We start from the raw sequence: 21580 nt of genomic DNA, 5'->3' as shown, positions 1-21580 counted from the left end.
CAAATGAAAAAAAGGGAGATTTTTTAATGAAAAGAAATATTATATTAACCATTTTAGCGAGTCTTGTTCTGCTTCTTTCTTCACCAGCTCATGCTGTAACGAAAAAGGAGCCTGCTCATGTGGTGATTTTACTTGATTTAAGCGGAAGCATGGCACAATCGGTTGAAGGCGAAAAGAAAATCGATATCGCAAAACGCTCGATCCAAAGTTTCGCAAGTATTTTATCAGAAGATACACAAGTCTTGCTTCGTGTTTTTGGTCATGAAGGAACGAATAAAAATGCAGGAAAAGCCGTTTCTTGTGCAAGTTCCGAAGCAGTTTATGGATTTGGAACATATGAGCAAGCAACCTTTCAACAAGCGCTAAATGTGTATGGTCCAACAGGATGGACACCACTTGCCAAAGCATTAACTGATACGAAACAAGATTTTGAAGATCACCAAGCCAAAGGAAAAAATATTGTATATGTTGTCAGCGATGGTGAGGAAACATGTGGCGGAAGCCCATCACAAGCAGCGAAGCAATTACATGAAGAAGGTATTGACACAATCGTCAATATCATTGGCTTCGATGTAAATGAAAAAGAAGCAAAAAGTCTAAAATCTGTTGCCAAAGCTGGTGGTGGACAATATCAACCAGCAGCAAATGCAGAAGAATTGAATCATATTCTTCAAAAAGAAGCGAACTCTTTTGGTCAATAGGATGTGAATAGACAGCTGGGGAGAAACCCCCAGCTGTTTTTTCATTAAGGATCAATAAGGATCAATTTAGAGTCGTTTCCAATTCATCAATCCGTTTCTCCACGTAGTGCTGATCTTTTCTTGCATGAAAGGTTTCGGCTTTTTCTAATATTGCGGTGGTATTGTATTCTGGAATCTGGGAATAGCTTTCGTAAACCCCTTTTGGTATTAACACGTTTCCTTCAGGCCAATAAACTGCGATATTTCCACGTTTCAGCTCTCCGAATTGAGCAACTCCTTGGTAGGATCCATATTGATTAAAAAGGACAACGGGGTCGCCTTCTTGGACGTAAAGCTCTTTCGCATCTTCTTCATTCATCAAGATAGAATGCCGCTTTCCACCATTAAAGGCATCCTTTTCACTGTAAATCATAGAGTTGAATTGCTTGCCTCGTCTTGTCGTGATATTGAAATGCCCCTCAGTTTTTCGGTATTGAGGCAGCTGTGCTGGGAGCAGGTGTCCTTTTCCATCCGGTGTTGGACACACCCCATCTTCGCAAAGCCATGCGCCACCCCATTGAAAGACATCCCCTTTATGACGCAAATGCTGGATCCCATCATAGTTCCGATTTGCGATGGCAATCTCACGACGAATGTCTTCAGCATGGTCAAAATGAATCAGCTTCGCGTCTTCTGGGCGAACTCTTTTTGCTAGGTCAATATAAATATCCCATTCAGCTCTAGCTTCTTCAATGCGAGGTCCTTCAATTTCCGGACTGAAATACACCATGCGTTCCGTACTGGTTGATGTACCGCCGCCTGGCTGTTCATATCTTGTCATTGCAGGCAGAACAATCACAGTCTCTTCTGCTTCTACCAGTGTAGAGGTGTTCAAAATAATATCTTGATGGACACGAAGTTCAAGCTCGGATAGTGCTTTTTCAATCGCTTCAGGATTTGGCATCGTTTCTAAAAAGTTTCCACCGCTAGTAAACAGCATCTTCAGCTTTTGCGGGTGTTCTTTTGGAAGAGCCATTTTTTCAAATGATTGCCCAATCGTGTCGCCATGCCATTTTGGAATATCAAATCCCCATATCTTCTCGATTCTTTTAATATTCTCTTCATCAAAATCACTGCCGGGCAATACGAATGGATCGGCACCCATTTCGCCTGAGCCTTGGACACCGCTATGACCACGAATAGGCATAACGCCACAATGTTTTCTGCCAATAAATCCGCGTAACATGGCAAGGTTTGCGACTTGAGATATATTATCAGTTGCAAAGCGATGCTGAGTGAGACCCATACTCCAAATAAACACCCCTGAATTGGCATTGGCAAGCAGTACAGCGAATTCCTTCATTCTTTCTTTAGATAAGCCTGACGATGCTTCGAGATCCGACCATTTTAACTGATTGACATGCTGCTTTACATCTTTTATGCCGGTTGTATGCGCTTGGATAAATTCATGGTCAAGAGCGGAATGAGGCGCTTGCTCCTCCATATCAAACCAATGTTTGATGACACCATTCATAAACGCAATATCGCCGCCTATATTGACTTGATAAAAATCATCCGCTATTTTTGTGCCGAATAAAGCACTTTCTGGAATAGAAGGGACCCAATATTTTTCCATTGCAGGTTCTTTATATGGATTGATGACAATGATTTTGGTTCCTTTCTTTTTAGCGGCGTACATATATTTAGTCGAAACCGGCTGGTTGTTTGCTGCAACAGAGCCCCAAAATATCAATACATCTGTTCCAATCCAATCACTGTAATTACAGCTGGATGCACCTATACCAAGGGAGCGTTTAAGAGCGGTTTTGCTTGGTGAATGGCAAATACGAGAAGCATTATCGATATGATTTGTTCCAATAAATCGCGCAGCTTTCGCCGCAGTATAGTACACTTCATTTGTAATCCCTCTAGCCGTTAAATAGAAAGCAAGCTGACGTTTATCAATTGATTTGATTTTAGCGGCGATTTGATCTAATGCATTATCCCAAGAAATGCGTGTAAAAGCATTCTCACCTTTTTTTCGAATCAGGGGATAAGGAATACGCCCAAGTTTTCGAAGAGACGTGCTATCCATTTGTTTGAGCCGCTCAATATCTTCGAACCATTTTGGATCAATAGCTGGCATTGTGTTAAGCCGTAGCACATTCAGTCTTGTAGTGCATATATGGGGTCCTGCTAGTGTTTGATCGTATAAACCTGATACACCAAGAGCACAGCCGTCACAAACGCCCTGAGTCAATATACGGTACGCATAAGGGAGATTATCTTTGTTCTCCCATGCCACTTTCATCGTGTCTCGAATGTGTTTCGGTTTTACTTTTCCGAGCCCCATAGGAGCAAAAGAGGCCCATAGCTTTGGTGAGGGTTTTTTGTTGAGTTTAATAGGCCCCTTGTGTTTTGTTTTTCCCATGATATCGTCACCCTCCTATCATTTTGTAAAGCGTTTTCACATCTAAAAATTACCTGTAGATTGTCATTCTGTCAAATTCATATTAAGAGCGGACCGTGACAGAAGAAGGAGCAGTAAGATTTGATTCACGAAGTTGTTTAATATCCTTCCGAATGAGAAGAGATATGATAAACGCAATGAAAAATAGGCCAGAGAAGACCATAAGACTTTGTGTGTAATTGCCTGTAATGTCACGAATAAAGGAGGAAAATAAAGGTCCTGCTAAACCAGCAGCGGCCCAAGCGGTGAGAATATAACCGTGTATGGCACCTAGCTGCTTCGTACCAAATAAATCTCCGATATAGGCTGGAATTGAAGCAAACCCTCCTCCGTAGCACGTATAAATGATCGCCATCACGATTGAAAAGATGAGCGGTTCTTTTAAGTAGGGAAGTAAGGGAAAAGCAATGAGCTGTATAGTAAAGAAAATCGTATACGTATTTGGCCTTCCGATATAATCAGAGAAGGATGCCCATCCGATCCGTCCTAGCCCATTAAAAGCACCTAAAATTCCAACAAGAGTAGCTGCTGCACCCGCCGTGAAACCAACACTTTCTTGAGCAAGCGGTGATGCTACAGAAATAATAGCAATTCCGCATGTGATATTAATAAAGAGCATGACCCACAAATAATAAAAACGCCGTGTTTTAATGGCTTCATTTGCGGTGAGCTGTGATAAATCTTGAGGAATTTTCCTTTGGCTTGTTTTTAGCACGTTAAATTGTTTGACATCATCAGGTGTTGGTGGTGATAAATAAAGAGATGAAACGACCATGATAATAAAATAAGAGATTCCGAGAATATAGAAGGTGTTTGCAATATCAACTTTTTCAATGAGAAATTGAATAATGGGACTGCAAATCAGAGAAGCAAACCCAAAACCCATAATGGCTAAACCCGTTGCGAGTCCTCTTCGATCTGGAAACCATTTGACTAATGTTGATACTGGAGCAATATAGCCTACACCTAATCCGATTCCAGCGAGTACACCATAAAATAAATAGAGGAGAGGTAATGAAGACATGTGGACAGCAAACCCTGATCCAGTCATCCCAATGCCGAAGAAAATAGCTGAGAAGAGCCCTGATGCCCTCGGCCCATACTTTTCAACGAAATGCCCCATAAAGGCAGCTGATAAACCTAAAAATAAAATAGCGATGCTAAATGTCAGGCTTATTTCTGTTAATGACCATTGAAAGGTTTGATGTAAAGGATTCGTAAAAACACTCCATGCATAAACAGATCCGATAGATAAATGAATCCCCACAGCACTTGTAGCGATCAGCCAACGATTTTTTGTTTTATTCATTGTGTTCCCTCCATATAAAGCAAACAAAAAGTTTGATAAGATAGAAATATGTTACATTTTTATGACTTTTTAAAATAATATCACAATTCGTCTGGTTCATATAACTAAATTTGTGTTGAAAGGAAGATCAGATCATGAATCCTTCTGTTAAAACGAAACGGCGCATACACCAATATCGCAAAGGTCAAATGACATGTAAAACAGATGAAGTTGTAGAAGAATTCCCTTTAACCGTGCTGGTGAATGGTGAAGAGTTTGTCACACTCGTTTGTTCACCGGATCATTTGAAAGAATTGGTGATCGGTTTTTTAGCTTCAGAAGGAGTCATTCGATTTGAAAAAGAGATTAAAAGGTTTACAATAGATGAAAGTATGGGTTTTGCATATGTTGACTTACATCACACAACTCAGTTCCAATCCTCAGATTTTACAAAACGAGTGATCGGATCTTGCTGTGGGAAAGGAAGACATTTTTATTTTCTCCAAGATGTGAAGACGGCAAAAACAGCCATTGACCGAATCAGTATTTCTGCTGAAACTTGTATTCATTTAATGAAATGTTTACAGGAGGAAAGTCAGTTATTTCAACATACTGGTGGTGTCCATAATGCTGGACTGTGTGATACAGAAAAGCTATTCATCACTAGGACGGATATAGGACGGCATAATGCGTTGGATAAAATCTATGGATATTGTTTACTTCATAAAATCCCACTGAGAGATAAAATCCTTGTATTTAGCGGCCGGATATCATCTGAAGTTCTGTTGAAGGCAGCAAAATTAGGAGTATCAATCGTCATATCAAAATCAGCTCCTACTGAGTTAGCACTTAAAATGGCAGAAGAATTAAATATAACAACAGTTGGATTCGTAAGAGGAGAATCTTTTAATATCTATACTCATCATCAGCGTATTACAGAATAGGAGGCTAAGTATGGTCAGTATTTTGGATAAAAGACATCGACCATTGCGCGATTTAAGAATATCCGTAACAGATCGCTGTAATTTTAGATGTACGTACTGTATGCCTGCTGAAATCTTTGGACCAGATTATCCTTTTTTAGATAAAGAAGAGCTGCTTAGCTTCGAGGAAATTGAACGACTTGCTGCGCTTTTTGCAAAGGAATTAGGTGTGGTGAAATTACGTATTACAGGCGGTGAACCTTTAATGCGTAAAGATTTGCCCGTTTTGATAGAAAAACTCGCAAAAATTCCAGGTATTGAAGACATCGCGATGACAACCAATGGAACGCTGTTACCTTTGTACGCAGATAAGCTAAAGAAAGCAGGTTTGAATAGAGTCACCATTAGTTTAGATTCTTTAAATCCAGATCGTTTTAAGCAGATGAATGGAAGACACATCTCTATCCAAAAAGTATTTGATGGGATAGAGGCTGCAAAAAAAGCTGGACTTGCTATTAAGATCAATATGGTTGTCCAAAAAGGTGTGAATGATCAAGATATCTTACCAATGGCAGCCTATTTTAAAAAAGAAGGACACATTCTACGATTTATTGAATTCATGGATGTTGGCAATACGAACAAATGGAATCTCAAGCATGTATTGACGAAAAAAGAGATTATGGAGCTAATTCATTCAAAATACCCTATCAAACCAGAACCTCCTCGATATCAAGGGGAAGTAGCCAATCGTTATTTTTATGAGGATGGGTCAGGAGAGATTGGCATTATTTCTTCCGTTTCAGATGCTTTTTGTGGATCGTGTAATAGAGCTAGACTATCTGCACGTGGCGAATTATTCACCTGTCTTTTTGCATCATCGGGTTTTGATCTGAGACGATTCATCCGTAATTCAGAAAATGATGAATACCTAGTGAACATATTGAAGGAACTTTGGTCAAACAGACAGGATCAATATTCAGCTGAGAGAGAGCAAAAGAAAGATCAGAAAAAAGTTGAGATGTCCTACATCGGCGGGTAATGACAACAAAGTATCATGATCATCGATTTTTGAAAAGAAGAGAAAATGCTATAATCACTGTTGAAAATCTTCTTTTAACATCAGGACAATCTTTCCTATAAGGCTCGGCCCCATAAAAAAACAGCAGAGATTCTGCTGTTTTTTAAAATGCTATTTTGTACCTCAAAATTGACGGAGTAAGGATGAAAAAGAGATTTTTATTCATTTTGTCCTGCTTTACATTGATAGGAACTATGCTAAGATCAAATCAATCTTTACCAACTCGATTTTTTCACTCCTGGAATCTGTCCTTTATAGGCAAGCTCACGAAAAGCAATTCGAGACATTTTAAATTTTCTCAAGTAACCTCTAGGACGGCCAGTTAATTCACAGCGGTTTTTTAAGCGAGTGGGTGAAGAGTCTCTAGGTAGTTTCTGCAAAGCTTCATAGTCACCTTTTTCTTTTAGCTCTTTCCTTAATTGTGCATATTTCAAAACGAGCTGCTGCCGCTTTTTTTCTTTTGCTATTTTTGATTTCTTTGCCATTTAAAACCCTCCTGGTTTAAGTGTGTATGTTCCATTGAAAGGGGTCTTCAAACGTTGTCCAATCTTGATCAAATTCTTCAGGTGTAAGTAAGCATTGATCTAGTGTACGAATAATATCTGCTTTAGGTAAATCTACACCGATAAAGACAAGTTTTGTATGTCGATCACCAAACTCTGCATCCCACTCATCTAGAATGTCTGGTTCCTGATTTAAGATCCGTGATCGTTCTTGTTCAGGCAAGGCAGCAATCCAGTATGCGATTGGTTCAATTTCCACAGATTTTCCAGCTTGTGAAATTAAAATGGTTAAATCATGATGTGTCGCTAGCCATGTAAATCCTTTCGCTCGAACGATTTGCTCTGGCATTTGATCTAACCATGCATTCAGTCTGCCAGTATGAAAAGGAAGCCTTCTTTCATAAACAAAAGATGAGATTTGGTATTCTTCTGTTTCAGGCGTATGCTGAGAGTGTCCAGCATTGATTTCTTTGATCCAGCCCGCAGAAGCACTAGATTTTTCAAAATCGAATAAACCAGTATTCAAAATATCACTAGGCTGTACGTTACCTTTAGAGGTTCTAATAATGGTTGCTTCTGGTTGAAGTTTAGTTAATACGTGCTCAAGCCGATCTAGTTCTGATGCTGATACAAGATCACATTTGTTGATAATGAGCACATCACAAAATTCAATTTGATCAATAAGTAAATCGGAAATCTCTCGTTCATCATCATCTGAAACTGCTTCTTTACGATCCAATAAACTTTCTCCTGACTGGAAATCTGTCCAGAAACGGTTTGCATCTACCACCGTTACCATCGTGTCTAATCTGCAAAAACGTGTCAAATCTATGCCTATTTCTTCATCAATGTAAGAGAAAGTTTGAGCGACAGGAATTGGTTCACTAATACCTGTAGATTCAATGACAATATAATCGATATTCCCAGCCTTACAAAGGCGTTCTACTTCAATTAATAAATCTTCTCTCAATGTGCAACAAATACAACCATTAGATAGTTCAACCAGTTTCTCATCTGATCGAGAGAGTTCGCCGCCTTGCTTAACTAATTCCGCATCAATGTTTATTTCACTCATGTCATTGACAATAACAGCTACTTTTAGCCCTTTACGATTCTGAAGAACATGATTTAATATCGTGGTTTTTCCAGCTCCTAAAAAGCCGCTTAGAACTGTGACAGGTATTCTTTTATCCATTTGTTTTAGTCCTTTTGAACATGCTCATTTTGTATGCCGCCTCACTTATATAGTAATGATTACGATTTAAATCTTAAAAATTATTTTGTTTCCCGATGAAGGGTGTATTTCTTTAATCGTGGAGAATATTTTTTTAACTCCAATCGGTCTGGGTTCATTCGTTTATTTTTTGTAGTGATATAGTTTCTGTCACCTGTTTCAGTACAGGCTAAGGTGATTTTCACGCGCATAATTGCTATAATCCTCCTTTATTTCGTAATGATTACGATTTGTATTTTAAAATGATAAAGGCTGATTGTCAAGTTTAGTATCAAGTCTATGCCAACTCAAATAAAAAAGGGGTATCGTATTTCATTGATACCCCTTTCTATTAATAAAAGTCACCAAGTTCTTCTTCGTAATAATCTTCGTACTGTTGGACATCAGTAGGAAGCTCTTGGAGAAAGGCTAGCCCGCCTAGTATAAACATCAAAACGATCGCGATGAATGAGAGAATAACGGCGGCAATACTTGAAATCGCAAACAGTGTTTGCATTTTCATCATCTTGGCATATTGTTCCAATAATTCTTCGTAAGAAGTATCAGGCGCTTGAATCAATTGTTCAGCTGCTTTCACGGATTTTTGGGCATGAATTCCCATCATAATCAGAAAAACGCCAATGGCAGCAGGAAGAACAAGCCAAAACCCACTGAGGATGGATAGACCACCTGAAATATAGAGAAAGATGCTCCCAACCTTTCCCCACTTTGTTATTGAATGAAGAGATTGAATGATTTTCTCAGTTTGTTGCAATTGTGTTCACTCCTTTATGTATTCACTCTATATCATACTTGAGCAAGTAGTACTTTAGGAAGAGTGAATTGACCTTTTTTCTATCTTTCATTTACTTTTTATGGATAAATAAATTATTTTTGAATAAGAAAAAAGTAGCAATTACTACAATTCTAATCGATAAATTTTTTCATAAATGAGAAAAGTAGTTTGAAGTAATTAGAAAATTTATCAAAATATGTTGTTAGTTGTCTATTAATTGGTTATTATTGTATTGTATTACCATAAAAATTGGAAGGTGGAATTCATATGTTAGATCGAATTTTAAACAAAATGACCAATGTTCAACCTGCAGCTGCTAGATGTATTTTGCAAAGATTGGTAACTTCTTGCCAATCAGCACCAACTTGTTTCCTTCAAGGCGTTGGAACTTTCCGTTACTATGTGGATCGTGACACAGGTGAGATTTGTACTAGCCAAGAACGCGTTAAATGTGGCTGCTAAATCTAAGTATCTTATTTATTAGGGTGTGAACGCATGAGCATAACTCCAATTTCATTAGTAACAAATGCTATGCAGACGTCAAATAAGCGTCAAGCAGGCCATACATCAAATTCTTTTTTGACCCAAGCAGCGCAAATTGTTCAAGGCGACCATTCTCCAGAAGAGAGAAAGGCGTTATTTCAACAACTGACTTTAGTTCAGCAAGGAAAAGATTTAGAGCTTCATGTTTCTAAATTAAAGGAACTAGAGAAAGAGGTTCAAAAAGAGCGGTCTTCTTCTGTTACTGTGAATCAGCACGGTGATCAAGTTGACATTTCAAATGAAGCTCGCAGTGAGTTTGAACAAGCTGAGGAACAAACATCCGCTTCAAGCGAAGCTAATGAAATCGCTGCAGAGGAAAAAGGGAAGGATGTTCAGCCAAATTCACAATAATAAAAAATGAGGCATGTGTTTGATGCTCTTCACATGCCTCATTTATCTTTAGTTTGCAGCTAGTCTTGAATAAAGACCGTCTGGAAAAGGTGCTGCATATGAGATGGTATCATTCTCTTCTACCATGATGTAGAACGGAAACTCCTGAATTTGGAATGCGTTTATCAATTGTTCGTCTACCGGAATAATTCGCAAGTTTGTTTCGTGATCACGATATAATTCTTGGTCCTTTTTTTGCCCGTTTTTCAACAAAATACTCAATGAAACGTTTAGTTTACGCTGCTTTTTTGTTTCTAGGAATTGTTCGAGTGATGGAATGCAGTGCGGACATGCTGTGTCAGTGAAGATCAGTAATTGTTGTGTACGATTTGTTTGCAGCAGATCATTCATGTGAATGGGTGATGGCTGTTCGAGAAGTGGATGCGCAAGTTTCTGCCCCACGTGTTCTATAGGTAAGATGATAAGCTGCATCTGTTGTTTTAAATAGATGATAATTCCAGCCGTTAATAGAAGACTGCAAATCATAAGAGCGAGCTGTAAAAGAAAAATTGAATTCATCGTATATCGTCCTCTCAAAATGAAGTTACGCAAAGCTATCATATTACAAATATCAAAAATATGTCAATTATACTAAATGGTGTAAGGTGGAGCATCTCATGAGTACAGTGAACCATTGTTTATATGCAATCTCCTATACTTGGAAAAAAAGTCGTTCTTATCTTCTTTTAACTTTGTTCATTCAAGTGATCGTTGGTTTTATGCCTTTGGCTAGTGTCTGGATTATTCAAACTTTGATTAATGAAATTATTTTATTTATGACGTCTTCTGGTGACATCCAAAAGGTTTTGTGGTTATTTGGACTGCAAATGGTCATTGTGATTTTAGGATATGGGCTTCAATTCATTCTTCAGCTTAGTCAACAGAAAGCAACAAATCTGATTGGTCTGCATTTGAAAGGTGAATTGCTTCAAAAAGTGATAAGACTGCCGTTTATTACGTTTGAGCACCCGTCCTTTTACAATGAAAGTCAACGTGTGATGAACAGTCATCAGCATGTTCTCAGTATGGTGAGAAGTATTTTTACAATGATGAGCGCGTTGATTACTGTTGTATCACTTCTTATCTATATGATCGGTATTCATTGGGGCTTAGCGGTCATATTGTTCTTGTTTACCTTGCCTGTATTATGGATTGAACTTTTCTTTGGAGGCGCACGTTATCGATTAAATCGTTTGTTAACGGCTAATGATCGAAGAGAAATGTATGTATCTGATCTCGTCGCGCAGCGAGATTTTTTAAAGGAAGTTCGTTTATATGGAATAGGGAATTATCTTCTTCAAAAGTGGAGAGGTCACTACATTAAAAGTGCAGATGAAAAATATAATTTGCTGAAACGCCAAGTGCGCTGGGAGATGGCAGGCGGGTTGCTCATGACATTGGCCTATGTGTGCTGTGGTTTATTGATTGTCTTTCTTATTTTTCAAAAAAAATTAGCAGCGGGTACGTTTGTTGCAGTGCTACAAGCTGTACAAAACATTCAAAGTGGGTTTCAAGATTTAACGAGGGAATGTTCTAGTTTATATGAAACGAGCCTATATGTTGATGAAATGAGAGCTTTTCAAAAGAGAGAAGAGGAAATGCATGAACAGAAGGAAGAGGCAGCGTCGCTTCAGGGAATTGAGCATATCCAGTCCATTACATTAGACAATCTCTCTTTTACTTATCCGAATATGAAAAAACCAGCGATTGAGCATATTCATTTTCATATGAATAAAGGTGAACGAATTGCATTAGTAGGAGATAATGGGTCCGGTAAAACCACTTTAATCAAATGTTTAACCAGCTTATATGATCCAGATCAACAGAATATGCACAAAGTCAATGGAGAGGATATTTCCACCATCCATAAAAAGACCTATCATGCGAGAATGGCTGTTCTTTTTCAAGATTTTATGAAGTACGAATTCACTGTGAGAGAAAACATAGGGTTTGGCCGTATTGATGATATAGAAGAGGAAGAGCGGTTGATTTCAGCCGCCCGCCAAGCAGGTATAGAGAAAAGAATTAATCAAATGGAAGACACATATGATGCGCAGCTAGGTCGCTTTTTTGAAGAGGGACATGAATTGTCTGGCGGACAATGGCAAAAGCTTGCGATGGCGAGAACCTTCTTTAGAGAAAGTGATTTTATTATTTTAGATGAACCGACCTCTGCTCTCGATCCGCTGTCGGAGATCTCGCTCATTCGAAAGTTATTCGATCATACGCAGGAGCAAGGGGTTTTGTTTATTACACATCGTATGGGAGCGGCCCGCTTAGCAGACCGTATCATCGTCATGAAAGATGGTGCTTTTATTGAAGAGGGCAACCATGATGAACTGATGGCGTTGCACGGAGAGTACAGAAGGCTTTACGAGGCACAATCTCAACTATTTCAACAAAAGGAGATGGTGTAAGGTGAGTGTCTTTTATTTCATAGGCGTCTATTTACTAGGAATCATTTTTGCGGGTGCATGGCTCGATAAAGCAAGGAAACAGAAGGCACATGTCCAGCAGATCAATGCTTATCGGCTGCTGCCGCCTTCTTTTGCGGCACCTATGTTTTATTTATTTTTGTTGATTGAATTGGTTTGTACGGTTCATTTGTTTATATGGAACATGTCTGTCCTGCCTGCAATTGGCCTTACAGCCCTGTTATGTATTTATACTGGAGCGGTTACGTTCAATTTAATTAGGGGGCATCGTGATATTTCGTGCGGTTGTGGAGGATTACTGGAAAACGATCGCCTGCATTGGGGGATTGTGATTCGCAATCTGCTGATGCTTACTCTTGTGGCAGGGTTATTTTATGTACATCCTGGTGTTGAAATGATTTCATTGCGGTTGAAAATGATTTGTTTTCTCATTGCAGCGGCTGTCTGTTTGATCATAGCGGTCAGCCAAGAAATTGTGCTATTGAAGCGAAAGTGGATCGACTCATTCCAGATTGTAGATGGATCAATTATAGAAGGAGATAAAATGAAATGACAGATATTTTATTAATCATTGTGTTATTAATTGTCATTGCCCAGCTGGCTGTCGTGTTTTTGCTTGCCCGTTTTATCGGGAGATTTATGAATAAAATAAAGTCCCTTGATGGAATTGAATTGAAGGAAGCGGATATTGGTGACCCGGCTCCGTTATTTCGCAGTTATTCGCATGTAGGTGAAAAGGTGATCTTGAAGGAGTATTTGCAAAATGGGCGAGCTGTGATGCTGTTATTTGTGAATTCTACTTGCATGACTTGTAAAAGTATTTTGTCTGATGTGCAGCCTCAAACTTCACATGATGATGCTCATGTGATTGTTATTAATGGAGATGAACAAGCCGATGATGCCTCGCTTCTTCAATTGCTGCCGGAGCAAGCTGTTTATATGCGCTCATCACAAATTATGGAGTTGTATGGAGTAACAGTTGTTCCGCAAGCGCTTCTGATTGATGAACATGGTATCATTCTGAAAAGAAAATCGCTTCAAAATGCGAAGCAATTTGAGCAGTTGGTGCATGCTTCATAAAAAAGCGTCTCTTTCTTCAAGAGACGCTCCAGCGTGTAGACAAACCCTCGCATTCTTTGTCAGTCCTGCGTGCTGGTGCTCACGAATGTCAAATTCGCTCCGCGCCAGTACTCGTCCTTCCTAGACTGCAAAGGTTTTCTATCACGCTGAAAAGAAGACAAAGGGCTAAAATCAAGTTCATTTTAGCCCTTTGTCAACAATCTAAAGCGTCTCTTTCTTCAAGAGACGCTCCGTTTATAACTCTTTTCCTAAAATATCTAAGTCGTACCGATTGCCGTCCATTTCTGCGATGCGTGGCAAATGTCCCCAAGTCTCAAATCCGTGCTTCTTAAATAATTTGATGCTGGCTTCGTTGTGACCGAAAATAAAGGCAAGTAACGTTCGGATGCCTAATGAGGGTGCCAATTCGAGCGCCTCTTGTAAGAACAATGACCCTAAACCTTTTCCACGATAGTTTTGGTTCAAATAAATACTCATTTCAACAGTACCGTTGTATGCAGGTCTGCCGTAAAACGTTTCAAAACTGAGCCAGCCGTAGATATTTCCTTCCTCATCTGTTTTCACATAGAGAGGACGTTTCTCTGAATGATTCAAAAACCACTGACGGCGGTCTTCTACTGTAACAGGTTCTGTATCGGCCGTTACTTCTCTTGAAGCAATCGTTGAATTGTAGATATCGACGATCTCTTTGAGGTCATCTTCTGTTGCCATGCGGTTGAAAGTCTTCACCATATGTACCCCCATCTTTTTTCATTCATCATACATATTATTGATGCGATTGCGCAAAATAAAAAGAAAAATAATTTCGTGTGTATATATTTTTTGAAAAGTGTTCAGAATGTTGCTGAGGTGATGAAAAATGAGAGAGGAAGAAAAGAAACGTACTTCCAAAATCACAAAAGTTCAGCAATTTTTCCGTAAGCGCTGGGTATTCCCTGCTATTTACTTGGTCAGCGCAGCGGTCGTGTTAACAGCCGTTCTTTGGTATCAAGCTGTATCGAAAGATGTGAAAGACCAACTATCTGATGGAAATCAAACAGGACAAGAACAACGTGATGATGCCGTTGAAGTTGGAAAGCCAATTGAAAATGTCGCTATGCCGGTCCAGAATTCTGAGAATGTTTCTGTCGTGAAAAAGTTCTATGAAGCAGATGCTGATCAAAAAGAAAAAGAAGCAGCACTTGTAAACTATAATAACACCTATACCTTAAGCAAAGGTATTGATCTTGCAGATAAAGATGGCAAAGTGTTTGATGTCACAGCTGCTCTTAGTGGAACAGTCGTTCAGGCGAAAAAAGATCCAGTTCTCGGTCACGTTGTTGAAATTGAACATGAAGATGGATTGTCTACTGTTTATCAATCGTTGTCTCAAGTGAGTGTAAAAGAAGGCGATGAAGTAAAGCAGAATGATGTCATCGGTGCTTCTGGTAAGAATCTATATGGTGCTGAAAGCGGCAACCATGTTCACTTTGAAATTCGTATGGAAGGTTTAGCGCTTAATCCACTTAGCTTCATTGATAAGCCTGTTTCTTCCATTGAAAAAGCAGCGCAAGAAGTGACGGAAGAAGCAAAAGAACCTGCTCAGCCAAAGGTTGATGAAAAAACGAAGGAACCTGCTGCTGACGATAAGGCAAAAGAGCCAGCTGAAGAAAAATCTGAAGATAAGTCTGATGAGAAGGGGAAATCCTCTGATCAAGAAAAGTCTTCTGATTCCTCTAAAGACCGCAGTCAGTCAGAAGAAACAAAACAATCTTAATGTCATGTCAGATCCTCTGTGTAGATAAATGCACAGAGGTTTTTTTCTGTCTTTAAAAAAACCTCCGCCATATGGCGGAGGGGATGCTATAAGGCGGCAGGTCCTTCTTCACCTGTCCGAATGTTGATTGTATTTTCTATCTCATATATAAAAATCTTCCCATCCCCTGGTTCTCCTGTACGAAGTACCTTTTGAGCCGTTTCCACGACCTGTTCAACAGGTACTTTGCTTAAAACGATTTCGATCTTTAAACGTTCGTACACATTGCTTTCCTTTTTGACGCCACGGTATAGTTCCGTATGTCCCTTTTGTAATCCGCAGCCGTGCACATTGGAAAAGGTAATCGAGGTGACACCAATCTTTCCAAGCTCCACCTTTAATGTTTCAAAATTAGCTGGACGTGTGACAATCTCCACTTTATACATTTTGCTCATAGAGACACCCCTTTTTCTTTAATCTTGATATGCTTTTTCGCCATGCATCGTTAAATCAAGACCGACTGATTCTTCTTCTTCAGTTGCGCGAATCTTGAAGAAGATGTTGACGACTTTGATGATCACGTATGTGACAACTGCAACAAAGACGTATGTGGCCACGATGGCGACAACTTGTTTCCAAAGTAAGCTTGGATCGCCGTAAAATAAGCCGTTGGCTCCGCCATCATTGACAGATGTAGTGGCGAAAAGGCCTGTAGCAATGCCTCCCCACGTACCGCCGATTCCGTGCAGACCGAATGCATCCAGTGCATCATCATAGCCGAACTTGGCTTTAAGTGAATAGACGCCCCAGAAACAAACGATTCCGCCGATGATTCCGATGATAATCGAAGCAAATGGTGTGACAAAACCTGCGGCAGGTGTAATCGCTACTAGGCCTGCAATGGCTCCAGAGATTGCACCTAGCATCGTTGGTTTTTTGTTGATCATCCATTCGACTAACAGCCAGCCGATGATTCCTGCAGCAGCTGCTGTATTCGTGTTAATAAAGGCATACATGGCGACACTGTCTAATGTGAGGGCACTTCCTACGTTAAACCCAAACCAGCCAAACCAAATCACAGCTCCGCCAAGAAGTGTGTAGATCAAGTTATGCGGAGAAGAACTTGCCGCTTCTTTTCGCTTCCCGAGAACAATGGCTACGACTAGACCAGCCACACCTGATGAAATGTGGACGACGTTTCCACCGGCGAAGTCAAGTGCTCCCATTTCGCCAATCCAGCCGCCACCCCATACCCAGTGAGCGACTGGAGCGTATACAAATGTGACCCAAAGGAGTGTAAACACGACCACCGCTGAGTAACGAATACGTTCAGCGAAGGCACCAGAGATAATGGCTGTTGTGAGGACAGCAAAGGTCATTTGGAACATCATGAACAATGAATGTGGAATCGTATCACTATATGAACCAGGTTCAAAGCCAACGCCTTTTAGTCCAACCCAGTCAAAGCCTCCGATCCATGCATTGCCTGGCGCAAAGGCCAGTGAATAGCCAAACACGATCCAGACGATAGAGACAATGGCTAGTGAGGTTAAGCTGTGCATTGTCGTACTTAACACGTTTTTACTTCTCACAAGTCCTCCATAGAATAAGGCTAAACCCGGTGTCATTAACCACACGAGTAGTGTGCAGAAGAACATAAATACTGTATCACTCATTTGCATGCTGCATTCCCCCGAATCATTCAGAATTAATAGATTTCTTAATTCTTCATTATAGAGAGAAAAGTCATATATAACATATTCGTGTAAGTTTATCTAACATGGTTTTTTGGTCATTATCAATATAAATGGATGAAAAGTTCGTAAAAAATGAGAATAAACGTGCATGAACGACGAAAAATAAAGGGCGTTTGACCTATAAAATCGAACTGAGAAACAATGTGGTTCGCTCCTCTTGAGGAGAATCAAATAATTCTGATGGGGTACCTTGTTCGACGATTCGTCCTTCATGCATATAAACAACTCGGTCAGCTACTTCTTTTGCGAAGCCCATTTCATGAGTGACGATGACCATTGTCATGCCTTCTTTGGCAAGACTTTTCATGGTATGCAGCACTTCGCCTACAAGCTCTGGGTCCAGCGCAGAAGTGGGCTCGTCAAATAACATGACATCGGGCTTCATGGCGAGAGCTCGTGCGATGGCAACGCGCTGTTTTTGACCGCCTGATAGCTTTGAAGGGTACACTTTTGCTTTATCCGCTAGTCCGACTTTCTCTAATAAGACATTGGCTTCAGTTATCGCTTGTGCTTTCTTTGTTTTTTTCACCATGACCGGTGCTTCGATGATGTTTTCAAGCACGGTTTTGTGCGGGAAGAGATTAAAATGCTGAAACACCATGCCTATTTTCTGCCTCATTTCGTTTAATTGATCTCGTTTTGGATGAACGGGACTGCCATCAATGATGATCTGACCGTCATTTTTTATTTCTAAAAAATTCATACAACGGAGCAAGGTGCTTTTCCCAGAGCCGCTTGCACCAATTAAGACGACGACATCATTTTCATATACAGTGAGGTCGATATCTTTTAAGACATGCAGTTCTCCAAAGTATTTATTCAGTTTTTCAACGCGAATGATCTCTTTTGATTCTGTCATGCTTCTCCTCCTAATGATCACTGACTGATAGTTTCTTCTCAACGGTTTGCACAGCGAATGTTAACAGCAGGACAAGAACTAAGTAATAGACAGCCACGACAAGTAAGTACGTCATGTTGTCAAAACTGTTGGAGCCTTGAGTGGTGGCTATGTTAAAGAGTTCATTGACGCTGATGAAGGCAGCAAGTGATGAATCTTTTAAGCCGATGATAAACTGATTGCCGAGAGGGGGAAGGGCGCGCCGCATCGCTTGCGGGAGAATGATACGTCTCATGGTTAGAAATCGCCCCATGCCAAGAGAACGTCCTGCTTCTTTTTGACCTTGATCGATTGATTGAATCGCCCCTCTGAATATTTCTGCTATATAGGCACCGTTATGGAAGGCAAGCGCAATAGAGGCTGCCCAAAAGTCGGGTATATTTAATTCTGTCAGCCCAAAATACAGGATAAAAATCTGCACAATGAGTGGTGTCCCGCGTACAAGGAAGATATAGGCATTTGCGATATAACCGAAAACGGCCACGCGGGATATTTTTAGTAAGGCAAAGAAAAGCCCGATGAACATGCCGATGAAAATACTGATGACAGTGAGTTGTAAGGTGAGCAGCATTCCTTCTAAGAAAACGCCTCTAGAATCAATCAGCGTTTGAAAAAAATGTGATAAGGTAGGCAAAACAATCATCTCCATTTGAAGAAAGTGCGCCTAGAGAAAGGCGCACAATCGTGGTTTTAATCCTGTTTGACGGTAATATCTTCGTCAAAATATTTTTCGCTAATTTGTCTTAATGTTCCGTCTTTTTTGAGTGCATCAATCGCATCGTTGATTTCTTTTATGAGCTCTTTATTGTCTTTAGAGACAGCAATTGCTTGCTCACTTTGCCCGAGTCTTTCTTGTGCTTCAATTTTTAGTTTTTTCTTCATGGCTTCTGCCCCTGTGGCAAAATCAGTGACGACTGCATCGTGTTTGCCATTGGCTAGTGCTTCTAAAGCGACAACATCACTGTCGTAATATTTCGGTTCCTGACCGCTATGTTCTTTGGCAATATCCGCATAAGACGAACCTTTAGAGACAGCGATTTCTTTGTTTTTTAAGTCATCTGCACTGTGAATGTCTGCGCCGGGTCTTGTGAAGATTTGCGGACCGGAGTAGTAATACGGTTGAGAAAAAAGGACGTGTTTTTTTCGTTCCTCGTTGATGGTATGACTTGCAACGGCAGCATCAAATTTACCTGCTTTGACGCCTTCGACGATGCCTGCGAATTTATATTTTTTCTGTACAGGCTCTAGGCCCATCTTGTCGCTAATCGCATTGCCGACATCAATATCAAAGCCGGACATCTGGTTTCCATCCATGTAACTGAATGGGTGGAATTCACCTGATGCTGCAAAAATAAATTTCCCATCCTCCAAAATCGGCGACCCTTTCGCTGTAGAATTACGTTTATCTCCGTTCCCATTTGTTTCATTTGAACCACACGAAGACAGAAGTAATACTGCAACCGAGAAAAGGGCTGGGACCCAAAACCGTCTTTTTTTAATAATAAGCTTCTCCTCCTTTTCAGCCGTTCTCCGTATAAGGAGAAAGTAGGCTTTTCAATATGTGTAGCATCTTACCATTTGTTCCTCATATTCTCAATTTTATATGCGCTTTTCCAACACTTGCCCTTTTTAAAATGTATGTCTTGCTTTTCGGAGAGAGAACTTGAATTGATCAGGGTAAAAAAGGGAAATGAATCTCATAATAACGAGGAGATAGACAAAGAACGTGTATGTCAAAAGAAGGGGGCGGGTGTATGATCAAATGGAAAAACAACCGAAAAGTCTTTTTAACGGCGATTGCTTTTGGAACGATGTTAAATCCATTGAATTCCTCAATGATTTCTTTAGCCTTGCATCAAATTCAGCATGAGTTCGGTTTGTCGTTTACGACGGTATCTTGGCTCATTTCAACCTTTTATTTGGCCAGCGCGGTCACGCAGCCGGTGAGTGGACGAATTGGAGATCATGTGATGAGCCGAAGAACCTTATTTTTATTTGGACTAGTTCTAGTGGCAGTCTCGGCCATTTGTGCGCCGTTTGCCCCGACTTTTGCGGTGCTGATTGTGATCCGGCTTCTTCAGGCGATTGGAAGCAGTGCGATCTATCCTTCAGGTGTTGGACTGATTCGGGATCATGTGAAGGAACGACAAGCTTCTGCTTTAGCGGTATTGTCCATCTTTGCTTCAGCGATGACAGCACTCGGGCCGACACTTGGCGGGTTTTTGATGACGATCGGCAGCTGGCCGGCGATCTTTTTAGTGAATCTGCCATTCATATTGATCAGTTTTTTTCTAGGCCTTTCCTTGTTTCCTAAGGAGAAGAAGAAAAAATTGCGTATCGGAGACACTGTCCGAAAGCTTGATTTGCCAGGGATGTTTCTATTTACAGTTTGTATTGTCCTTTTGCTTTCTTTTTTATTATCACTATCTGATGGTATTCAGTATGTACAGGGCATTCTCTGTCTTGTGAGTGCGGGTGCTTTTATATGGTGGGAATATCAGGTGGATGAGCCATTTATCCAAATTCGGATGTTCAGGCAGGAGAAACGGCTTTCGCTTGTGTATGTGCAATTTATCATTTTGAATATTTTCTTCTATTGTCTCTTTTTTGGCTTGCCAAGTTATTTTCAGGATGAATTGGGCTGGCGTGTGGAGATGACAGGTCTCTTTATGCTTTGCATGTCTGGCGTGAGCATAATGGTATCGCCGCTGACTGGCAAGTGGGTAGATCGCGGCGATGAACGGCATCCTGTTTTGGCAAGTGCTGTGCTGATGCTGGCCGGTGCTTCAGCAATGACTTTCTTTTTTATACCTGCGCCATTCTGGGGGAAAGGACTGGTTCTTGCTTTGCTTGGACTCAGTTACGGGATTGGAAATGTTGCGCTTCAAGCTGCGATGTTAAAAGCGAGCCCTCAACAAATGATTGGCACGACCTCTGGGCTTTTTCAAACATGCAGGTACCTTGGTTCCATTCTGTCATCTGCCGTGCTTGGCATGCTGTTTGGTGAGGAAATTGCAGGTTCTCATTTTGAACAATTAGGCTGGACATTAATCATGATTTCCCTTGTTGGCATTAGCGTCAGCCTTTATTTTTCGAGTATGGTCAGAGGAAAACAAACAATGAAAAAAGCGGCTGGGATAAAGTAGAAGAGAGGTCTTCCATACTTTATCGCAAGCCGCTTAAGAGTTGGACAGGTCTGATCCTTGGTCCTTTTGCTTCCTTCTGAAAATTTTGCCCACAATGTTCTCGTAAAATGTCACGATACGGTCAATTGGAGAGTCAAAGAACTTCCATAATTTATTCATGATAAAGACAACCACAATCGATACGATCAAGCTGCCTAATACATCAAATGGATAATGATGACCGACCCAGATGCGGGAGAACCCTGTCAGTAATCCAAAAACAAGCAAAATATTGCCGAGTTTTTTATTACGGGATCGAATGGCTAGTGAAAGAGCCAGTGCACCTGTTGTGTGGTCACTTGGGAAGGAAGCGTCTGCTGAGTGCGGGATGAGTGTGTCGACTTTGTGCGCCACAAACGGCCGCTCTTCATAATAAAACAGCGTAATGGCAAAATTGACGATGAGTGCCACGATGCCTGTTACACCAGAAAAGAAGACATGCTTCTTAAATTTGTGATTACCTAAAAACCAGCAAATCAATAAGACGAGGGCATATACGAGAATGGCCTTTTTCGTAATGAAAATCATGGCCTGATCTAAAAACTCAGAATGATGAGCCATCCCGTGTATGACTTTAAACAATTCGTAATTCAAAACATCACCTAT

General features: G+C 40.4%; 23 protein-coding genes. 9 read left to right on the top strand and 14 right to left on the bottom strand.

Annotated features, from left to right (window positions below):
* Positions 1-26 precede the first annotated feature (26 nt).
* Positions 27-701, top strand: coding sequence for a VWA domain-containing protein (locus NSQ17_RS17475; protein WP_025208129.1), 675 nt, complete (start codon positions 27-29; stop codon positions 699-701).
* A gap of 61 nt (positions 702-762) precedes the next feature.
* Here NSQ17_RS17475 and NSQ17_RS17470 read toward each other — a convergent pair whose 3' ends face one another.
* Positions 763-3111, bottom strand: coding sequence for an FdhF/YdeP family oxidoreductase (locus NSQ17_RS17470; RefSeq protein WP_144625594.1), 2349 nt, complete (start codon positions 3109-3111; stop codon positions 763-765).
* Positions 3112-3193: 82 nt separating this feature from the next.
* Complete coding sequence (locus tag NSQ17_RS17465; protein WP_025208127.1) at positions 3194-4459, bottom strand: OFA family MFS transporter; 1266 nt, start codon at positions 4457-4459, stop codon at positions 3194-3196.
* A gap of 134 nt (positions 4460-4593) precedes the next feature.
* On the opposite strand from NSQ17_RS17465, the gene fdhD reads away from it, so the two are divergent.
* Positions 4594-5382, top strand: a complete 789-nt coding sequence (fdhD, locus tag NSQ17_RS17460; RefSeq protein ID WP_024718748.1) for a formate dehydrogenase accessory sulfurtransferase FdhD — start codon at positions 4594-4596, stop codon at positions 5380-5382.
* A 10-nt stretch (positions 5383-5392) separates the two neighbouring features.
* Positions 5393-6400: a GTP 3',8-cyclase MoaA gene (moaA, locus tag NSQ17_RS17455; RefSeq protein ID WP_045033932.1), complete on the top strand. Its 1008-nt coding sequence runs from the start codon at positions 5393-5395 to the stop codon at positions 6398-6400.
* A 254-nt stretch (positions 6401-6654) separates the two neighbouring features.
* Here the strand turns inward: moaA and rpsN are convergent, their stop codons facing one another.
* The 4 genes from rpsN to NSQ17_RS17435 form a co-directional block, all read right to left on the bottom strand.
* Positions 6655-6924: a 30S ribosomal protein S14 gene (rpsN, locus tag NSQ17_RS17450; RefSeq protein ID WP_008343369.1), complete on the bottom strand. Its 270-nt coding sequence runs from the start codon at positions 6922-6924 to the stop codon at positions 6655-6657.
* A gap of 16 nt (positions 6925-6940) precedes the next feature.
* Complete coding sequence (locus NSQ17_RS17445; RefSeq protein ID WP_342467638.1) at positions 6941-8137, bottom strand: GTP-binding protein; 1197 nt, start codon at positions 8135-8137, stop codon at positions 6941-6943.
* Positions 8138-8217: 80 nt separating this feature from the next.
* On the bottom strand, positions 8218-8367 hold the full coding sequence (gene rpmG / locus NSQ17_RS17440; protein WP_135009596.1) for a 50S ribosomal protein L33: 150 nt from the start codon (positions 8365-8367) through the stop codon (positions 8218-8220).
* 140 nt (positions 8368-8507) lie between these two features.
* Complete coding sequence (locus NSQ17_RS17435) at positions 8508-8930, bottom strand: DUF5362 family protein (protein WP_056704219.1); 423 nt, start codon at positions 8928-8930, stop codon at positions 8508-8510.
* Between the two features lie 516 nt (positions 8931-9446).
* On the opposite strand from NSQ17_RS17435, the gene NSQ17_RS17430 reads away from it, so the two are divergent.
* Positions 9447-9845 carry a hypothetical protein gene (locus NSQ17_RS17430; protein WP_274660509.1) on the top strand — a complete coding sequence of 133 codons (399 nt, stop codon included), beginning with the start codon at positions 9447-9449 and terminating at the stop codon, positions 9843-9845.
* A 48-nt stretch (positions 9846-9893) separates the two neighbouring features.
* Here the strand turns inward: NSQ17_RS17430 and NSQ17_RS17425 are convergent, their stop codons facing one another.
* Positions 9894-10403 carry a hypothetical protein gene (locus tag NSQ17_RS17425; RefSeq protein ID WP_056704223.1) on the bottom strand — a complete coding sequence of 170 codons (510 nt, stop codon included), beginning with the start codon at positions 10401-10403 and terminating at the stop codon, positions 9894-9896.
* 98 nt (positions 10404-10501) lie between these two features.
* On the opposite strand from NSQ17_RS17425, the gene NSQ17_RS17420 reads away from it, so the two are divergent.
* The 3 genes from NSQ17_RS17420 to NSQ17_RS17410 are packed head-to-tail and all read left to right on the top strand — an operon-like array spanning position 10502 to position 13399.
* Complete coding sequence (locus tag NSQ17_RS17420) at positions 10502-12301, top strand: ABC transporter ATP-binding protein (protein ID WP_342467637.1); 1800 nt, start codon at positions 10502-10504, stop codon at positions 12299-12301.
* Position 12302: 1 nt separating this feature from the next.
* A complete protein-coding gene (locus tag NSQ17_RS17415) occupies positions 12303-12872 on the top strand; it encodes a MauE/DoxX family redox-associated membrane protein (RefSeq protein ID WP_274660511.1) in 570 nt (189 codons plus the stop codon).
* The gene (locus NSQ17_RS17410; protein WP_007497592.1) at positions 12869-13399 is read left to right on the top strand and encodes a thioredoxin family protein; all 531 of its coding nucleotides are present in this window, start codon (positions 12869-12871) and stop codon (positions 13397-13399) included. The genes NSQ17_RS17415 and NSQ17_RS17410 overlap by 4 nt, the downstream gene beginning before the upstream one ends.
* 234 nt (positions 13400-13633) lie before the next feature.
* Here NSQ17_RS17410 and NSQ17_RS17405 read toward each other — a convergent pair whose 3' ends face one another.
* Positions 13634-14131: a GNAT family N-acetyltransferase gene (locus NSQ17_RS17405; protein WP_008343345.1), complete on the bottom strand. Its 498-nt coding sequence runs from the start codon at positions 14129-14131 to the stop codon at positions 13634-13636.
* A 127-nt stretch (positions 14132-14258) separates the two neighbouring features.
* Here NSQ17_RS17405 and NSQ17_RS17400 point away from each other — a divergent pair, with 127 nt between their 5' ends.
* The gene (locus NSQ17_RS17400) at positions 14259-15155 is read left to right on the top strand and encodes a peptidoglycan DD-metalloendopeptidase family protein (protein WP_039165313.1); all 897 of its coding nucleotides are present in this window, start codon (positions 14259-14261) and stop codon (positions 15153-15155) included.
* An 86-nt stretch (positions 15156-15241) separates the two neighbouring features.
* Here NSQ17_RS17400 and NSQ17_RS17395 read toward each other — a convergent pair whose 3' ends face one another.
* The 5 genes from NSQ17_RS17395 to NSQ17_RS17375 form a co-directional block, all read right to left on the bottom strand.
* Positions 15242-15589, bottom strand: a complete 348-nt coding sequence (locus NSQ17_RS17395) for a P-II family nitrogen regulator (protein WP_007497589.1) — start codon at positions 15587-15589, stop codon at positions 15242-15244.
* An 18-nt stretch (positions 15590-15607) separates the two neighbouring features.
* Positions 15608-16816, bottom strand: a complete 1209-nt coding sequence (locus tag NSQ17_RS17390) for an ammonium transporter (RefSeq protein WP_342467636.1) — start codon at positions 16814-16816, stop codon at positions 15608-15610.
* A 193-nt stretch (positions 16817-17009) separates the two neighbouring features.
* Entirely contained in the window at positions 17010-17750 is a 741-nt protein-coding gene (locus tag NSQ17_RS17385; RefSeq protein WP_342467635.1) for an amino acid ABC transporter ATP-binding protein, read from the bottom strand.
* Between the two features lie 10 nt (positions 17751-17760).
* Positions 17761-18438 carry an amino acid ABC transporter permease gene (locus tag NSQ17_RS17380; protein ID WP_007497584.1) on the bottom strand — a complete coding sequence of 226 codons (678 nt, stop codon included), beginning with the start codon at positions 18436-18438 and terminating at the stop codon, positions 17761-17763.
* A gap of 41 nt (positions 18439-18479) precedes the next feature.
* Positions 18480-19325, bottom strand: a complete 846-nt coding sequence (locus NSQ17_RS17375) for a transporter substrate-binding domain-containing protein (protein WP_234805312.1) — start codon at positions 19323-19325, stop codon at positions 18480-18482.
* Between the two features lie 218 nt (positions 19326-19543).
* Between NSQ17_RS17375 and NSQ17_RS17370 the strand changes: the two genes are divergently transcribed.
* Complete coding sequence (locus tag NSQ17_RS17370; protein ID WP_035389771.1) at positions 19544-20935, top strand: MFS transporter; 1392 nt, start codon at positions 19544-19546, stop codon at positions 20933-20935.
* Positions 20936-20968: 33 nt separating this feature from the next.
* Here NSQ17_RS17370 and NSQ17_RS17365 read toward each other — a convergent pair whose 3' ends face one another.
* A complete protein-coding gene (locus NSQ17_RS17365) occupies positions 20969-21568 on the bottom strand; it encodes an undecaprenyl-diphosphatase (protein ID WP_008343330.1) in 600 nt (199 codons plus the stop codon).
* Positions 21569-21580: the final 12 nt, after the last annotated feature.

Origin of the sequence: Bacillus sp. FSL W8-0629, from assembly GCF_038593225.1 — a bacterium.
Taxonomy (GTDB): Bacteria; Bacillota; Bacilli; order Bacillales; family Bacillaceae; genus Bacillus; species Bacillus altitudinis.
The sequence above is the reverse complement of the archived record's forward strand: the minus strand, read 5'-3'. Positions and strand labels throughout refer to the sequence as shown.